The following is a 17,354-nucleotide window of genomic DNA, read 5'->3' on the forward strand; positions in this document are numbered from 1 at the left end:
GTGAAAATTGCGGAGCATAGTCATGTCGTGTCGACATTGCCAGTCGGCGGCTCAGAACGACCAGCGGAAACTGCCGATCACGGTGCGCGGCGGATTGGGCGCGCGAACCCCCAGGCCCGCAGCCGGGATCGCTTCAATACCCGTGTTGGCGTAGCGTTCGTCCGTTGCGTTTTCCACGCGTACCCCGATCGACCAGTTGGCGGTGGCGTGATGTATGCCCAGCGAGGCACTGACTAGCGTATAGGCCGGTTGAATGTGGCGAGGATCATTGGATTCATGAAGGAACCGCTCGTCAGTGAACTGAACGCCTAGCCCGGCGCGCAGATCGAGATTTCGGAACAGCGCGACGTTGGTCAGCCGTGCCATGGGGAGATGAATCGAAGGTGTAAAGCTGGCTTCCCACTCCGGAGCCTGGGTCAGCTGCTGGCCCGTCAGGTCGCAGCGCGCTTCGTCATCGCCGTCGCTGTTGGCATTGTCAGTGAAGCAGGTTGCAATGGGGAAATCGATATACTCCGAATCGTTGTACCCCAGCGAGCCGCGAAGGCTCAGCCAGTGATTGGGCAGCCACGTGAAATCCAGCTCCAGCCCTTTAACTTCCAGTTCGCCGACATTTGTGACCTGGGCGATGGGAATGAACCCGCCGTCTTCATTGGCGGTGGTGAACAGCTGGAAATCTTTCATGTTCATCAGAAAGACGCCGATATTCAGTTCAGCGGCGCCGTCTAACAGACGCATTTTGCTGCCGGCCTCCCAGGCATCTACATAGGCCGGCTCTACGGTACGCGCTTCCACTGAGTCAGAATTACTGAAGTTGTTGAAGCCGCCGGGTTGAAAACCTTCGGCCCAGGTAGCGTAGAAATTGACGTCATCGGTCCAGTCAAATTTAAGGCCGACTTTGGGGGCGCGGTATTGCTCGGTATTGCTTTCGGCGCCATTAAAGGAGGACACCAGATTCTCTATGATGCAACAGGCGCCGTCCTCTGACTCGATAGTTTGCACCCAAACGGCGTCCTTGCGAATTTCGCTGACTCGCAAGCCGGCAAACAGGGTCCAGCGATCCAGAAAGTACCAGTTGAACTGGCCGAACACCGCCTGCTCCCGCGCTTCCTGCTCAAAATTGGCGGTAAAGGATTCCCACTTGTCTGGTGGCAACACACCCGGAATCGGGAAAAAGCCCGGTAATGAGCTGAGGCCAGTGAGCGTTACTGTCAGTGGTGCATTCAGTCGGGTGATTGCATTGGTGGGCTTCTGGTCGCGACGCTGGTAAAACACACCGGCGGTGAAATCGCTGTTACCGAGAGGTAAGCCAAACAGTGAATCCAGGCCAAGAAAGCCGTCGAGGTTTGGGGAGCCCAGACGGATCTCGGCGGTGTCCTGTTTGCTGGCCTCGTCAATTTCCACCGTGTTGGCAGGCAGGGGGGAATTGTCGGAGTCGGCAAAGGTTATGGACTCAAGCTCCGAGTAACCGGCGATGAGATTTATCGTCCACTCGCCGAGATAGAAACTGCCCTTGAGTGCCAGCGTGTCTGTCTCCGCATCGCGATAGTTCGGGCTGTCGACGGAGCCGATTAAATTGTCAGGGGTGACATCGACATTCGGATCGGCAGCGCGCAATTGCTCTTCCCAGCGTTCATGGCCAAAAACTATTTCTCGGGGGGAGCCGCCAAAGTGGCTGTCGTCGTGTTGATAGCTCAGCATAATGTCGCCGCCCCAGACGTCGGGGAAGGCAAGCTTCAGTCGCCAGGACTCTCGTGAGCGCTCACCAAAGCCTTCATCCGCCTCGGGGTTGGTCAGCGCAGTTGTGTTCTTCATGTAATTGCCGTACTCCTCTTTGAGCCAGGCAATTCGGGCATTCATCCGGTCCGCTATCAGTGGGCCGCCGAGCGCTGCCTCATAACGCCTTCGCTCGTATTCGCCACCTTCGGCGCTCAGATCGAGCATGGTCTCCTCGCTCGGGTCGCGCGTGGTGATGTTCATCAGCCCTACGGTGGTGTTGGCACCAAAGAGTTGCCCCTGAGGGCCGCGCAGAACTTCCACTCGCTGCAGATCAAACAGGCCTGCAGCAAAATAGTCGGCACGCGAGTAAGGCACCTCGTCGATGACGATCCCAACAGGCAATGCCAGCCCGCGGTTTACCACTGTATTGGTTGCAATGCCTCGTACTCGGGGTTGTATGTAATTCCCGGCAAAGTCCACCCTGACATTGGGTACATACAGCGCGACATCCTGCAGATCGGATATACCCTGATCCCGCAGAAATTCACCGTCTAGTGCCGACATGGAAATCGGAACGTCCTGAATCTGTTCAGCCTTGCGCTGGGCGGTGACAAATACTTCTTCAATCACTGGGCCGCGGCTGGTGCTTTCGCTCTGTGCCCATGGGGCTGACGAGAGATAGAGCATGGGCAGGGCAATCAACAGGCGGGGGGATAGCAAGGCGTTCATTACATGGCTCGTTGTTTAGCGGTGCAGCGCGGCAGGGCGCTTTACCCGGTAAGAATTATTGTGTACTTTAGTTATGAAACCATCAGTTTCATAAGATAGTCAATGTTTTGTTCGTAAAATAACCTGTTGGTCTGCGGGAAAGGGTAGTCAGATAATGGATAACGCTGAAAAACTACTGGAAATCGAATCTATCAAGCAGCTTAAGGCGCGGTACTGTCGACTGCTCGATGCTAAGGATTGGGAGCGATGGCGCGAGCTTTTTGCTGACGATTTTCACAGCGACACTGCCGATTCCGGGGGCAAGGAAATTGTCGGTGCAGATGATTTTGTCGCTTTTGTCAGAAAGGCTCTCGGCAAACCCACCCGTGCAACAGTGCATCAGATACATGGTCCAGAGATCGAACTGACCTCCCCTACCACGGCAACCGGTGTCTGGGCACTGGAAGATGTGGTTCGATTTGGTTTTGGTTTGAACATGAAAGGCTATGGTCATTACCATGAGTGCTATGAAAAAGTGGACGGCCTCTGGAAAATAAAATATTCGAAGCTGACCCGTCTGCGCGAGGATTATTTCAACGGGTTGTTTGCCATCTATATCGCCAATTGGTTTCGCACCTGGCTGTTGAGGAAGATCAATGCCTGAGGCGCTGAAAACGGTTCTGCTCAGTGGCGCATTTGGTCAGGTGGGCAAGCGCTGTCTCGATATTCTTCTGGCGCGCAATTATCGCGTTATAGCGGTAGAGCTGCGCAATTCGAAAACGGAGAGTATCGCGGCGGAGCGGCAGTCTGCCCATGATAACCTGGTTGTCGCCTTTGCTGATCTGCTTGATCGTGGGGCGGTTGACACGCTATTTCGCCATTATTGTCCGGACGCCGTAATTCATCTGGCAGCGATTTGCTCGCCGCCTTGCTATCTGAACCCGTCGCTGGCACGTCGGGTCAATGTTGATGCCACCCGTCATTTGCTGGAGGCGGCTGTGCAAAGCGGCAAGCAGCCGCTGTTTGCCTATGCCTCGAGCTCAGCAGTTTTCGGCTCTCGCAATCCCTTTCTGCATCCGCACGGTGTAGATGACTCTACGCCGGTCAAGCCTATTGAATGTTATGGACGGGATAAAGTGGATTCGGAAAATCTGGTGATTCAGTCGGGCCTGCCATATGCAGTTCTGCGGCTGGCCGGTGTGCTGTCGCCGGATGGTCTCGGCAACATGAAAGGTGAGTATCTGTTGCTGACTCGTGCAACTCCCGGTGACACGCGGGTGCACGGCGTTGATGCCCGCGATGCTGCCCTGGCGTTTGCCAACGCCATCGAACTGCCGGCAGAGAAACGCGATCGCGTATTTCTGATAGGCGGTAATGACAGCTATCTCAAGACCCAGCGCGAGATAGAGGATGACATGATGGCGGCCATCGGAATTGGGCGGCTTGGAGAGGGTGCGAGCCTGCCGGGGGATCCGGATGACGAGTACGGCTGGAGCTTTACCGACTGGTACGACACTCGTCAGGCGCAGGCAACGCTGAATTTTCAGCAGCATAACTGGGATGAAACCCGTGCCTGGGTGGCGGACGGTTTGCCGAGACCTGTCCGGTTTTTCATTCGATTAGTCAGCCCGCTGCTGCGTGCTGTGATGCGCCTGAATCTGAGTGTTCAGAAAAAGAAAGAAAACCGGGGTAGATATGCAGATCCTTGGCGGTTGATTGCTGAAACTTACGGTGAAGAAGTGCTGGTGGAGGACGCGGCGGCAAGATTACGCAGTCTCTGAAGATACCATTTTGCGATTTTTGCGGGCAGTGCCCGCTCCCGGCACATTGATAAAACCACAGTGAAGATTGCATGTGCCTGGGAGCGAGGGGCGGCTGACGGTTTATTAACTTGCCAGTAGTGTGCGTACTTCTCGTCGCAGCAGCTTACCCATTTCGTTATAAGGCAGTTCGGCGAGAAAAATGATTTTCTCTGGCACTCTGGATGAACGCAGTCGGTCTTTTACGAGTTTTTTCAGTTCATCTTCTGTTGGATGGTCGTGCCCTGCCCGAATGGCAACTGCAACACCGACGGCCTCGCCCCATTCGACAGATGGCACGCCGACAGCTGCAGAATCTGCAATTGCGGGATGGGTGGCCAGTACGTCTTCAATTTCGCCTGGGGAGATGTTCTCGCCACCGCGCACGATCACATCGTCGGCGCGGCCTGACAGGAACAGGTAGCCGGCGTCGTCGAGAAAGCCTGCATCGCGTGTCGGGAACCAGCCGTCGGCATCCAGTGCGGATTTCTCCCGGTATTCGCCGGAGACCTGCTCACCGCGCACATAGATTTCACCGGCTTCACCGGCGGGCAGAACGTTGCCGTCTTCGTCGCGAATTTCTAGTTCAATGGTAGGCAGGGGTTTGCCGACACTGCCAAGGCGGGCGCGCACTTTAGGATCGTTTGAGCTGAATGCTTCGCGGTGATCTTCCGGGCTCAGCAAGGCAACGGTAGAGCTGGTTTCGGTGAGGCCGTAGGCATTGGTGAAGTTGGTGTCGGGCAGTATGCCAATCGCTTTTTCAATTAGTTCCGGCGGCATGCGGCCGCCACCATAGGCAATGGATTTCAAGCTGGACAATTGCGCCCCCGCGTTATCGCCCATGCGCTCAATAATGCGCGCTAACATGGTCGGTACTAAAAAGGCATTGGTCGCTTTTTCTTCAGCGGCCAGTCGCAGCCAGGCGTCCGGTTCAAAGGCTGGCAGCATCACAATGCGTCGCATGGCGTACATATTACTCAGCAGGGTAGAGATGCCGGCAATATGGTAAGGCGGTACGCACACCAGCTGGGCGTCGTCTTCTTCGGCCGACATAAATTCGACGGTGCCGAGTATGTAGCCCATCAGATTGGCGTGGCGCAGCAGGGCGGCCTTCGGCGTGCCGGTAGTGCCGCTGGTAAAGATCTGCGCGGCAATGCCTTCGCCCTCACGTTCTTCGCCGGAGGCGTCAGCGGCAGCAGCTTGCGAAGCTTCCACAAAGGCAGAACGCGGGTTGCAGGTATGGCCTTGACTCAGTCGCTCGGTGCGAGCCACATCGCCAATCACGTACGCGGGCTTGATGCGGTCAAGCAACTTTCCAAGATCGGCATCGGCTAGTCGATAGTTGAGCGGCACATAGGGGATGCCGGCCAGCGCAGCGCCAAACAACGCAATGGGCGCAGCTTCGCTGCTTTCGTCGAGCAGGGCGACATGTTGGCAGTTGTTTGCGACAAATAATTCAGCGGCGCCTTTGGCGGCGTCAAACAGCTCGCCATAAGACCAGCGTTTGCCGTCGCAGACCAGGCCGATGCGGTCGGGCAGGGTGTCGGCGGCCATTTGCAGAATCAGGGCAATATTCATGGATGTACTGCGTCCGAAGGTTTAGTCTGAAGATGGCAGGGGCTTGGCGTCTTTGGTGGTCAGCATTTCGCCGCCAATGGCCAATGACCCGGCGCCGGCTTTCACGCACAGCAGCTCAACGCTGCCATCGGTGTTAACGTAACGCTTGCCGACCTTGGTGCCCTCGGCAAAATTGGAATCCACGCTGCCCTTTTCGGCAGGTGCGGTATCGGCCATTGGCGCCCCGCCGCACTCCACGACCAGATCCTTGCCTTTGATAACCATGACTTCGGTGTCACAGACAACGCTCTTTAATTTTGTTCCGGGTTTCATTGTGTTTGTCCCTTCTGGTTAGCAGGCGCTGCCTTGTGTCAGGCAATGGCGCCTTTTTCTTTGAGTTGCTCGATACGATCCCATTCCATGCCGATTTCCATCAGCACCAGCTCGGTGTGCTCGGACGCCAGTGGTGCGCGTTCGGTTTTCACCGGTTCATGGTTGAACTGAACCGGGCCGCGTACCAGTTTGATGGGTTCGCCGCCATCGGCCGCTTCGACTTCAAACAGCATGTCATTGGCCAGCGCCTGTTCATCGGTGGCGATATCAAGCAGGCTCTGTACTGGGGCCCACTGTCCGCTGTAAGTTTTGAGGTGCTCGCGCCAGTATTTGAAATCCTTCGAGGCGAAGGCTTCCACAATAATGTCGCTGGCGGCTTCCCAGTTTTTCATCAGGTTTTCTGCTGTGGAAAAACGTTCGTCGTCAGCGCATTCCGGGCGGCCGATATGTTCGAAGAAGTTCTTGATGTGCGGCCCAGGCGTGAGCGTACACATGTTGATGACACCGCCATCTTTTGCGTAGTAGTTGCCCATCAGCGGGTTGCCGGGATTGGCGCCGGATTGGGGCATGCGGTTGCTCATGATCTGGCCGGTTTCAATCCCCATGTCGATGGAGGTGCCGGCTGCCCACCAGGCGGTGCTGAGCAGAGACACATCCACCTCTGTTGCCTCGCCGGTTTGGGCGCGGTGGAACAGGGCGGCGGCGATACCGCCAGCGATGGTCATGCCGCCAATCGAATCACCAAAGGCGGGAATGCCCTGTGACAGGGGGCCGCCGAGTTCTTTGGGTGACATGGCGTCGGCAATGCCGCTGCGGTTCCAGAAGGCGGTGCCGTCAAAGCCTCCGGTGTCGCGCTCGGGGCCTTTATCGCCAAAGGCGCTGCCACGCGCGTAAATGATGTTGGGGTTAACTTTGCGGATATGCTCGATATCAAAGCCCATTTTCTGGCGTTGACGCGGCAGGTAGTTGGTCAGGAATACATCGGCGGTTTTGGCCAGCTCCAGAATAACTTCCATGCCTTCGGGGGTGGAGATATCTACGCCCACGCTGCGTTTGCCGCGATTAGGGTGCTCAACGAAGGGGCTGCGGTTGGGGTTGGTGTCGACACCACCCATTTTGACAAAGCCGCGCTGGGTATCGCCACGCACCGGGTGCTCGATTTTGATTACGTCGGCGCCCCAGTCAGCGAGAATGGCGCCTGCTGCGGGTACAAAGGTAAATTGCGCTACTTCAAGGACTCGAACCCCTTTCATGACCTGGGCCATTGTGCACTCCTGCCGTCGCTGAAAACCCTCATGATACTACTCAACAATGTTGTTGTATACAGGCCTTGGCTAAGGTATAAACACCGCATCATCCTAACTATAGTGCGGGAGACTCTCCTATGAAAATCGATTCCTCTGTGGCCGCCGTCGTCACGGGCGGTGCGTCAGGCCTGGGCTTTGCCGCCGTGCAGGCGCTGCGAGCGTTGGGCGCCAAGGTTGCCATCTTTGATCTCAACCCGGAAACCGGGGAAAAAGCAGCGGCGGAGACGGGATCTATCTTCTGTCAGGTGGATGTGCTGTCGGATGAGAGCGTGGATGCGGCGTTTGCTAAAGCCCGCGAGGCCAACGGTCAGGAACGTGTTCTAATCAGCTGTGCCGGTGGCGGAAATGCAATTCCCACTGCCCGTAGAGACAAGAAAACCGGAGAGATCAATATTTTCCCTTCGGACAAATTCGAGTGGGTACTAAAGCTCAATACGGTTGGCACCTTCCGCTGCATTACCCGCGCGGCAGCGGGCATGATGACGCTGGAACCGATCGACGGTGAGCGCGGCGTAATGATCAATACCGCGTCGGCTGCTGCCACAGAAGGTCAGATGGGGCAGGCCGCCTATTCTGCCGCCAAGGCCGCGATCGTGGGTATGACGCTGACCATCGCCCGCGATCTGTCCCGCGAGGGTATTCGCGTTAACACGATTCAACCGGGCATTTTTGACACCCCTGCCATGGCGCGTGCGCCTCAGGAAATGAAAGATGCGTTGGGCAAGATGGTGCCGTTTCCACCGCGTTTGGGTAATGCAGGTGAGTTCGCCAGCATGGCAATGGAGCTGGTGCGCAATGGGTATGTCAACGGCGAAACGATTCGTCTTGATGGTGCTATTCGGATGCAGCCGCGCTAATAAGGTTTGGTGATGCGCGATCTGGTTCGGAGTTAGTAACTTGAACCAGATCGGTGTTGCCGCAACTCAGTGCAAAGGCTTGCGCTGCCAGGTGGGTGGGCATGATCTCGGGTGGAGGAGGGCTAAAATACCTCCAGCGGCGGCTCATTCAGCAGCGCTAGCTGTTCCCGCAGTTCCAGGATGTGCTCGGCCCAATAGCGCTCTGTATTGAACCAGGGAAAGGTACGGGGAAAGGCTGGGTCGTCCCAGCGCCGGGCTAGCCAGGCACTGTAGTGCATGATGCGCAGGCTGCGCAGGGGTTCGACCAAGGGTAATTCGCGCGCGTTGAAATCGCTGAATTCGTTGTATCCTTCCACTAGCTCTGACAGTTGTCGCTGCTGCGCGTCACGTGAGCCGGACAGAAACATCCAAATATCCTGAATGGCCGGCGCCATACGGCTGTCGTCCAGATCCACAAAGTGAACCTCGTCGTCACGCCATAGAATGTTGCCCACGTGGCAGTCGCCGTGCACACGCTGCAGGCTTGGCTTTACTTCGTCAAAGCGTTGGCGAATTCGGTATAACAAGTCGCGACTGAGGGTTTCGTAAGCGTTGCGCAATTCCTGCGGAATAAAATGTTGTAAGAGAAAGGCGGCACTGCTTTCACCAAAGGTTTCGGTGGTCAGTGCGGGGCGGTGTTTGAACTCTTCCAGTCGTGCCACATTGTGAACTCGCCCGGCGAGGCGGCCTAGCTGAAACAGGCTGTCGAGGTCATCCAGCGCCGGGGCGTGTCCGCCGCGTCGGGGATAGATGGCAAAGCGATAACCTTTAAAGGCGAAGAGGGTGTCGCCGTCTTCGTTCTTCCAAGGTGGAACCACGGGAATGTCGGCATCGTGCAACTGCCAGCTGAAGCGGTGTTCTTCCAGTATTTGTTCGTCGCTCCAGCGCTCTGGCCGGTAAAATTTGACGATCAGTGGTTCGCCGCCTTCGATGCCGATCTGATAAACGCGATTTTCGTAGCTGTTCAGGGCGAGAATGCGCAGATCAGACAGTACGTCGAGGCTTTCGACCGCGTCGATAACCATATCGGGGGTAAGGGCTTCGTAGGGGTGGGGGTTTACATCTTCACGCATACGACAGCTCCGGTACAACGTTGTCAGGGGGTTCGCGCCAGGCAGCAAACAGTAATACTGGTGGCGCCAGCCCTGCGCAGTATAGCGGCGAGGGTATTGGCTGTCGCGCCTGTTGTCAGTACATCGTCGACCAGGCCGATGGTTCGGCCCCTGATAAGCTCAGGACGTATAACGGTAAATGCACCGGCGAGATTTTTGCGGCGGGCGCTGGCACTTAAGCCTTGTTGTGGCGGGGTGTCTTTGCAGCGTTTTAGCGCGTTGCATGCTGGGATGGCCGTCGCACGGCTCCAATGTCTGGCTATATCTTCTGTCTGATTGTAGCCGCGAGCAAATTGCCGTCGCCAGTGCATGGGCACGGGAATCAGCAGATCTGCCGTCAGTGGCGGGACGGATAGCTCGCTCAGCAGGGCGCCCGTTGTCCGGTCGCCATGATATTTGAAGCGGCTGATCAAGGTGTCGATGGGAAAGCCATATTCCCAGCTTGCATAGCAGGCATCAAACAGAGGTGGCCTTTTCAGGCACTGGCCGCAGATGCCGGGTGTGGTCAGTGGCAGGGCGCAGCGATCACAGCGCCGGGTTAGCCAGGGCAGTTCGGCTTCGCAGCCGCTGCAGATTTCGCTGGGGCGGTCGGTGGCGCCAAGACAGAGCTGGCAGGCGCCGGGAAAGAGCTTGTAAGACAGGTGTTTAAGCGTGCTGTTAACCATTTGCGTCCCTGCAGGTTGACAGATAGAATGGGTGGCTTTGTTAGCCTTAAAATCACAGGATACGCCATGAGCACCCCGATTCGCCACGACTGGACCCCCGCAGAAGTCAGCGCGCTGTTTGAGCTGCCGTTTAATGATCTGCTGTTTAAGGCGCAAACTGTTCACCGGGAATACTTTGATCCCAATCAGGTGCAGGTCAGCACGCTGCTCTCTATCAAAACCGGCGCCTGCCCTGAAGATTGCAAATACTGTCCTCAGAGCAACCGTTACGACACGGGGCTGGAGCAGGAAAAGCTGATGGAAGTGGAAAAGGTGTTGGCTGAGGCGCGTGCTGCTAAAGCCACCGGTGCCAGCCGTTTCTGCATGGGTGCCGCCTGGCGCTCACCCAAGAAAAAAGACATGCCCTACGTGACCGCCATGGTAAAAGGTGTGAAAGAGTTGGGCCTGGAAACCTGCATGACGCTGGGTATGCTCAGCGAAGAGCAGGCGGAAGAGCTGGCGGATGCCGGCCTTGATTACTACAACCACAACCTCGATACCTCGCCCGAGTTCTACGGCGAAATCATTACCACCCGTACCTATCAACATCGTCTGGATACTCTGTCCAATGTGCGCAAGGCCGGCTTGAAAGTCTGCAGTGGTGGCATCGTGGGGATGGGTGAGAGTGTTCGCGATCGTGCCGGCCTGCTGATTCAGCTGGCGAATTTGCCCGAGCATCCGGAAAGTGTACCCATTAATATGCTGGTGCGCGTGGAAGGTACCCCGCTGGCTGAAGAGGATGATCTCGATCCCTTCGACTTTATCCGCACCATCGCCGTGGCCCGTATCCTAATGCCTGCTTCTCACGTGCGGCTTTCGGCGGGCCGTGAGGAGATGAACGAGCAGATGCATGCGTTGGCCTATTTTGCCGGCGCCAATTCCATCTTTTATGGCGAAAAGCTGCTGACCACGCCGAACCCTGAGGCTAACAAAGACCTCAAGCTGTTCGATCGACTGGGAATCAAGCCAGAAGAGCGCGATGAGCAGTACTGTGAAGATGAGCAGGAAGCTGCGCTGCAGGCCAAGGTAGAGCAGGCGCAAAACGATCGCTTCTTCTACGACGCAACGGCCTGAGCAGTCGGCCAACTGACGTCGGCCACTACAACCCGTGACCCACCCCATGGAATCCGAACTGGCTGCGGCGCTTGAAGAGCGTCGCACATTGCATCGCTATCGCGTGCGCCGGACGCTGAACAGCGCGACTGGCGCGACCGCCCGTGTCGATGGCAAAGAGGTTCTGTTGTTCTGCAGCAACGACTACCTTGGTCTGGCCAGCCACCCTGCGCTGATTAAAGCCATGCAGGATGCTGCTGATGCGGTCGGTGTCGGCAGCGGCGCATCCCATCTGGTGTGCGGACATTCCCGCTACCACCACTTGCTTGAAGAGCGCCTTGCCGAGTTCACAGGGCGCGACCGGGCACTACTGTTTTCCACGGGCTATATGGCCAATATGGGTGTGATTGCCGCATTGGTAGGGCGTGGTGATGCAGTGTATGAAGACCGTTTAAACCATGCATCGCTGCTGGACGGTGGACTGCTCAGCGGAGCGCGTTTTCAGCGGTTTACCCACAACGATGTCGGTGACCTTGAGCGCCGGCTGCGCAAAAATGAATCCGGTCGCAAGCTGGTGGTCGTCGATCATGTGTTCAGCATGGATGGCGATGAAGCACCGCTGGCTTGTCTGTCGGCAGTCGCCGCGCAACACGGCGCTTGGTTGATGGCAGATGACGCGCACGGGTTTGGCGTCGTGGGCAAGCGCGGCGCCGGCTGTGCCGAACAGTTGGATCAGAACGAATTGCCGATTCTTATGGCCACGCTCGGCAAAGCCGTCGGTGGTTTTGGGGCCTTTGTCGCCGGCAGCGAAACCCTGATTGAAAGTCTGATTCAGTTTGCTCGCCCGTACATTTACACCACGGCCATGCCGCCGGCAGTGGCAGCGGCCAATCTCGCGGCGCTGGAATTGCTGGAGAGTGAAGCCTGGCGTCGCGAAAAACTACAAAAATCCATTGCGCGTTTTCGCGCGGGGGCGATACAGCTTGGCCTGTCGCTCATGCCGTCTAACACGGCAATACAGCCGCTGCAGGTGGGCTCGGACGAGCGGGCGCTGGCACTGAGCCGGGCGTTGGAAGCGCAGGGTATTCTGGTTTCCGCCATTCGTCCGCCCACGGTGCCAGAAGGTACCTCACGCCTGCGCATAACCCTCAGTGCGGCGCACAGTGAGTCGCAGATCGACCAGTTGCTGGACGCGCTGGCTGTCGCAATCGGCGGTGGTGCCTGATGCTGTATCGCGAACGGGTGCCTGCCAGGCAGGCGGGGGCAGAACTGGTATTGCTGCACGGCTGGGGCGCAACAAGTGATTGCTGGCGATCGGCGTTGCCGCTGCTGCGGCAGCATTTTAATGTCACGCTCATCGACCTGCCGGGTCACGGCGCCAGTCGTGATCACAATGCTGATCTTGACGCTTTTATCGATCAGCTAATGCAGCAAATGCCGGCACGGGCTGTCTATTTGGGTTGGTCGCTTGGCGGCATGCTGGCAACCAGCATAGCGGCCCGCTATCCCGAGCGGGTTGCCGCGCTGATCACTGTTGCGAGCAATGCGAGCTTTGTGGAGCGCGAAGACTGGCAAGCGGCTATGCCGTTGAAAACTTTTCACGATTTTGTCGCGCGCTTTGAAGCAAACCCCGCGCGCGGTCTGAAACGTTTTGATTTGCTTCAGAATGCAGCCTCTGCCAGTCAGCTGGGCAATGCGTCCATTCAGCGCGCCTTGCTGGAATGGTTGAGGCAAATGGATAACCGCGCTGCGCTGCGTGGTCTTCAGTGCCCGGCGCTGCTGTTGTTTGGTGCCGAGGATGCGCTGGTTCCGCAGGCATGCGTTGCAAACGTTAATGCCCTGAATCCGTCGTTGAAAACACGGCTGCTGGCCGGTGGCGGGCATCGGCTATTTGAATCTTCGACTGAGAACTTCTGGCGGGAGGTTATTGGTTTCTGCCGTGAGCACGCACTGTTGTCAGAGACCACGGAACACCATCTCGACAAGCGCCGGGTTGCACACTCTTTCAGCAAGGCAGCCAAGAGTTACGACAGCGTTGCAGACTTGCAGCGCCGCGTCGCCGATACGCTCGCCACGCGGTTGGCCGATGTGGAATGCGGCGTTGCACTTGATCTCGGTTGCGGCACGGGCTACAGCCTGCCGAAATTGAGCGGCTGTGCGCAGCGTGTCATCGCGATGGACCTCGCCGAAGGTATGCTGACTTACGCCCGTTCACTGGAGGGGCGTGATGCCCAGGGCTGGGTGTGTGGCGACGCAGAAGATTTGCCACTGGCGGACGACAGTGTGGATCAGGTGTTCTCGTCGCTGGCAGTGCAGTGGTGTGAAAATATCGCTGCCGTATTTGCAGAAGCCTATCGCGTGATGCGGCCGGGCGGTGAAATGCTGGTAAGCACTCTGGGGCCTGACACCTTGTTTGAGTTGCGGGAGGCGGGCCGGGCAGCTGACAACAGCACCCATGTGAATCGCTTTTTGGCGCGCGATGAACTTGAACGTGGCATAGCGCTGAGTGGTTTGACGCTGGTTGCCTGGCAAGAAGCGCAGGAAATCCTGGAGTACCAGCATTTGCGCGAACTGATGGGCGAGCTAAAGAACCTCGGAGCACATAACGTCAATAGCGACCGGGCCGGTGGTCTGATGGGTAAGCAGGCATTGCGGCGCTTTATGACGGCTTACGAAAGTTACCGCAATGAGCGGGGCTTGCTGCCCGCCAGTTATCAAGTCTGGTATCTGCACCTGAAAAAAAAGAGTGATAGCAATGGGTAAAAAGTTCTTCGTGGCTGGTACCGATACTGAAATCGGTAAAACCACCGTTGCCTGTGGCCTGCTGGCGGCTGCCAATCAGCTAGGGCTTCGAACATTGGCTCTAAAGCCTTTGGCTGCAGGTGCCGACAACATTGCTGGCGAACTACGTAACGAAGATGCGTTGGCGCTGATGGACAGTGCCAGCGTCAAGCTTGCTTATGAACAGGTCAATCCGGTTTTGTTTGATCCGCCAATCGCCCCCCATATCGCCGCACAGCAAGCGGGTAAGCGCATTACCGTGTCTCAGTTGGCGGGTTATTGTCGAGGTGCGCTAATGACCTCGAGCGACTTTGCGCTGGTAGAGGGAGCCGGCGGCTGGCGGGTGCCGCTAAGTGGGCGCGAAACGCTGGCTGGTCTGGCTGTTGAACTGCAGCTGCCGGTTATTCTTGTGGTTGGTATGAAGCTGGGTTGTCTCAACCACGCACTGTTAACGGCTGAGGCGATTCAGCGCGATGGATTGCCATTGGCAGGGTGGGTTGCCAATACGGTGGACCCGCAGATGGCCTGCTTTGATGACAATATCGCTACCCTTAAGCACTTTCTGCCAGCGCCCTGCCTTGGCGTAATTCCCCGCTTGCAGGACACTCAGGGCACTCACGTTGCTCCCCACCTGGATCTTGCTCAGCTTGTACTCTAAAGCCGTGGGCAGGTCCTGGCTTTAAAAATATCGGGAATAAGTGCAGCCGCCTTTACGCCTGTGACCAGACGATGTTTACTCTGCTGATTCGGTATTGAATGTTGTGCAGGAGTAATCATGCCTCTCGAGAACTTTGAGTCTACCCATGAAGTGTTCAATCAGGCTTCGGCGCTGGAGAATCACAATCTTTATCTAGGTGATCAGGCGTTGCGGGAAGCGATTCAGGCTCAGGCGCCACAGGCTGATGAGTCACTGGTGGACTATGGCCAGCTGTGTGGCTTGCCTGAATTTATCGAGCTGGGTTTTCAGGCCAATGCACACAAGCCGGTGCTGCATACCCATGATCGTTTTGGTCATCGACTGGACGAGATAGAGTTCCATCCGAGCTACCATGCGCTCATGGAGCAGGCTTATCAGTCCGGGCTACACAGTGAGCCCTGGACGGGCGGCAGTCATGCGGCGCGCGCCGCCAGATATTATCTACATTCCCAGATAGAAGCGGCACACGGCTGTCCAGTGACGATGACCTTTGCCTCGGTGCCGACCTTCAAGCTAAACCCTGTGCTGGCGGAGCGCTGGCTGCCCAAGGTGCTGGCGAATGCCTACGATCCGCGGAATGTGCACTACAGCGAAAAGTCAGCCCTGACCATTGGCATGGGAATGACCGAGAAACAGGGCGGGTCTGACGTGCGCGCCAACACGACCCAGGCTACTCGGGTCGGCGAAGTGGATGGGATGGATGCTTATTCGCTGGTCGGGCACAAGTGGTTTCTGTCGGCACCCATGTGTGATGCTTTTCTGGTGTTGGCCCAGACCGATCAGGGCATCAGTTGTTTTCTGGTGCCGCGCTGGCACCCGGAAGGTCATAAAAACCCGCTGGAAATTCAACGCCTGAAAGACAAGATGGGCAATGTTGCCAACGCCTCGTCGGAGGTGGAGTTTCGCGGCGCCTTGGGCTGGCTGGTTGGCCAGCCGGGACGCGGTGTGCCCGCCATCATTCAGATGGTGGCGATGACGCGCTTTGACTGCATGATCGGTTCCAGTGCTGGTCAACGCCAGGCTGTGGTGCAGGCGGCACACCACGCCAGTCAGCGCGAGGCTTTCGGTAAGCGTCTGATAGACCAACCCATCATGCGCAATGTGATTGCTGATCTGCAATTGGAGGTAGAAGGCTCGCTGGCCATGACATTCCGAATGGCGCAGGCTCTCGATGGTGGCAGTGAGCAAGATCAGCTACTGCTTCGACTCGGCACGGCGGTTGGCAAATACTGGATCTGCAAGCGCACACCTCAGCACGCCTACGAAGCAATGGAGTGCATTGGCGGCAACGGCGTGATGGAGAACTGCATTATGCCGCGTTTGTATCGGGAAGCGCCGATAAACGCGATATGGGAGGGCTCAGGCAACATTCAGGCATTGGATGTGCGCCGTGCCATGGAGCGCAGCCCGGAAGTGGTGGATGCCTGGATGGCTGAGCTGCTGACCACTGCCAATATGGATCCGCGGCAGGATGCGGTGGTGGAGAACCTGAAGCACGAGTTGGCGGCAGCTGATGAGTCGTCGGCGCGCCGCTTGGCCGAGCTGTTGGGTCTCAGTCTGCAGGGCTCATTGCTGCTGCGCAGCCCGAATGCAGCGATCGCCGAGGCATTTTTGGCGGGTCGCTCGCAGTCTCCGAGCCATCACTTTGGGGCGCTTCCCGCCGGTTTGAACCTGGATTTATTGGTAAATCGCGCCAATCCGCACATATACGAGTAAATACTAAGGTTTGTAACCTTTTGAAATATAAGTAGTAAATGTTCGATAAAGGTAATTTGACGGCAAATCTCTTGCAAAGCACTAATTGATTTGCCTAATATACTCGCCGTCAACATTGGCGGTTGAGTTGTTCTCCTGCCACGAACATTGAGGTAAGAGCCATGCCCGTTTATAAAGCTCCGTTGCGCGATATGCAGTTTGTGTTGAATGATTTGCTGAAAGTTGATCAGCACTATCCCACGCTGTCTGATCGCGAGGAAGTGACTCCCGATCTTCTGGATGCCATTCTGAACGAAGGTGCGAAGTTTGCTGAGGAAGTGATTGCCCCTCTTAACCAGATCGGCGACCAGCAGGGTTGTACCTGGAGCGAAGACGGTGTGACTACACCGGACGGCTTCAAAGAAGCCTATCAGCAATACTGCGAATCTGGCTGGACCAGTGTAAGCGCCCGTACCGAATTTGGTGGCCAGGGTTTGCCTCCGTCTGTTGGTCTGCTGCTGTCAGACATGATGGGTGGTGCTAACTGGTCTTGGAGCATGTATCCCGGCCTGTCCAGCTCTGCGGCACGCGTACTGGAAGAGTACGGCAACGAAATGCAGCAGACGCGCTACCTGCCGAAAATGGTCGACGGTACCTGGACGGGTACTATGTGTCTGACCGAGCCTCACGCCGGTTCTGACGTTGGTCTGTCGCGCACCAAAGCGAAAGACAATGGCGATGGCACCTACGCCATCACCGGTACCAAAATCTTTATCTCCTCCGGCGAGCACGACATGGCGGAGAACATCATTCACCTGGTACTGGCCCGTACCGAAGGCGCGCCGGAAGGCACCAAGGGTATTTCCCTGTTCCTGGTACCCAAGTTTATTGCCCATGAAGATTCTACGCTGGGCGATCGCAACGGTGTGACCTGTGGCTCCATCGAACACAAGATGGGCATCAAGGGTTCTGCCACCGCGGTTCTGAACTTTGACG

General features: G+C 56.9%; 15 protein-coding genes. 9 read left to right on the forward strand and 6 right to left on the reverse strand.

The annotated features are described in order from the left end of the window. Positions 1 to 51: 51 nt before the first annotated feature. Positions 52 to 2,445: a TonB-dependent receptor gene (locus AC222A_RS12840; RefSeq protein WP_372747519.1), complete on the reverse strand. Its 2,394-nt coding sequence runs from the start codon at positions 2,443 to 2,445 to the stop codon at positions 52 to 54. Between the two features lie 154 nt (positions 2,446 to 2,599). Here AC222A_RS12840 and AC222A_RS12845 point away from each other — a divergent pair, with 154 nt between their 5' ends. Further along, entirely contained in the window at positions 2,600 to 3,088 is a 489-nt protein-coding gene (locus tag AC222A_RS12845) for a nuclear transport factor 2 family protein (protein WP_372810940.1), read from the forward strand. Continuing rightward, entirely contained in the window at positions 3,081 to 4,205 is a 1,125-nt protein-coding gene (locus tag AC222A_RS12850; RefSeq protein ID WP_486775074.1) for an NAD-dependent epimerase/dehydratase family protein, read from the forward strand. Before AC222A_RS12845 ends, AC222A_RS12850 begins: the two co-directional genes overlap by 8 nt. Before the next feature lie 105 nt (positions 4,206 to 4,310). Here AC222A_RS12850 and AC222A_RS12855 read toward each other — a convergent pair whose 3' ends face one another. Genes AC222A_RS12855 through AC222A_RS12865 form a run of 3 tightly spaced genes read right to left on the reverse strand, consistent with a single transcriptional unit; the run spans position 4,311 to position 7,378 of the window. Beyond that, the gene (locus AC222A_RS12855; RefSeq protein ID WP_372747516.1) at positions 4,311 to 5,801 is read right to left on the reverse strand and encodes a class I adenylate-forming enzyme family protein; all 1,491 of its coding nucleotides are present in this window, start codon (positions 5,799 to 5,801) and stop codon (positions 4,311 to 4,313) included. 21 nt (positions 5,802 to 5,822) lie between these two features. Further along, positions 5,823 to 6,113, reverse strand: a complete 291-nt coding sequence (locus AC222A_RS12860; RefSeq protein WP_372747515.1) for a hypothetical protein — start codon at positions 6,111 to 6,113, stop codon at positions 5,823 to 5,825. Between the two features lie 38 nt (positions 6,114 to 6,151). After that, entirely contained in the window at positions 6,152 to 7,378 is a 1,227-nt protein-coding gene (locus AC222A_RS12865) for a CaiB/BaiF CoA transferase family protein (RefSeq protein ID WP_372747514.1), read from the reverse strand. A 119-nt stretch (positions 7,379 to 7,497) separates the two neighbouring features. Between AC222A_RS12865 and AC222A_RS12870 the strand changes: the two genes are divergently transcribed. Beyond that, positions 7,498 to 8,277, forward strand: a complete 780-nt coding sequence (locus AC222A_RS12870) for an SDR family NAD(P)-dependent oxidoreductase (protein ID WP_372747513.1) — start codon at positions 7,498 to 7,500, stop codon at positions 8,275 to 8,277. A 122-nt stretch (positions 8,278 to 8,399) separates the two neighbouring features. Here the strand turns inward: AC222A_RS12870 and AC222A_RS12875 are convergent, their stop codons facing one another. Together AC222A_RS12875 and AC222A_RS12880 are read right to left on the reverse strand one after the other, a co-directional pair. After that, positions 8,400 to 9,389: a serine/threonine protein kinase gene (locus AC222A_RS12875; RefSeq protein ID WP_372747512.1), complete on the reverse strand. Its 990-nt coding sequence runs from the start codon at positions 9,387 to 9,389 to the stop codon at positions 8,400 to 8,402. 23 nt (positions 9,390 to 9,412) lie between these two features. After that, on the reverse strand, positions 9,413 to 10,093 hold the full coding sequence (locus AC222A_RS12880) for a ComF family protein (RefSeq protein ID WP_372747511.1): 681 nt from the start codon (positions 10,091 to 10,093) through the stop codon (positions 9,413 to 9,415). Between the two features lie 66 nt (positions 10,094 to 10,159). Between AC222A_RS12880 and bioB the strand changes: the two genes are divergently transcribed. From bioB to AC222A_RS12910, 6 genes are all read left to right on the forward strand, one after another. Next, a complete protein-coding gene (gene bioB / locus AC222A_RS12885) occupies positions 10,160 to 11,206 on the forward strand; it encodes a biotin synthase BioB (RefSeq protein ID WP_372747510.1) in 1,047 nt (348 codons plus the stop codon). Between the two features lie 46 nt (positions 11,207 to 11,252). Next, entirely contained in the window at positions 11,253 to 12,410 is a 1,158-nt protein-coding gene (gene bioF / locus AC222A_RS12890) for an 8-amino-7-oxononanoate synthase (protein ID WP_372758211.1), read from the forward strand. Further along, complete coding sequence (bioC, locus tag AC222A_RS12895) at positions 12,410 to 13,948, forward strand: malonyl-ACP O-methyltransferase BioC (RefSeq protein ID WP_372748724.1); 1,539 nt, start codon at positions 12,410 to 12,412, stop codon at positions 13,946 to 13,948. The genes bioF and bioC overlap by 1 nt, the downstream gene beginning before the upstream one ends. Continuing rightward, the gene (gene bioD, locus AC222A_RS12900) at positions 13,941 to 14,624 is read left to right on the forward strand and encodes a dethiobiotin synthase (RefSeq protein WP_486775075.1); all 684 of its coding nucleotides are present in this window, start codon (positions 13,941 to 13,943) and stop codon (positions 14,622 to 14,624) included. The genes bioC and bioD overlap by 8 nt, the downstream gene beginning before the upstream one ends. A gap of 117 nt (positions 14,625 to 14,741) precedes the next feature. Beyond that, positions 14,742 to 16,379 (forward strand): acyl-CoA dehydrogenase family protein, encoded by a 1,638-nt coding sequence (locus tag AC222A_RS12905; RefSeq protein WP_372748722.1) that lies wholly within the window; start codon positions 14,742 to 14,744, stop codon positions 16,377 to 16,379. Between the two features lie 161 nt (positions 16,380 to 16,540). Further along, positions 16,541 to 17,354, forward strand: an 814-nt coding sequence (locus AC222A_RS12910; RefSeq protein ID WP_486775076.1) for an acyl-CoA dehydrogenase family protein, incomplete at its 3' end; no start/stop codon positions are given.

The organism is Litorivivens sp. (assembly GCF_057445395.1).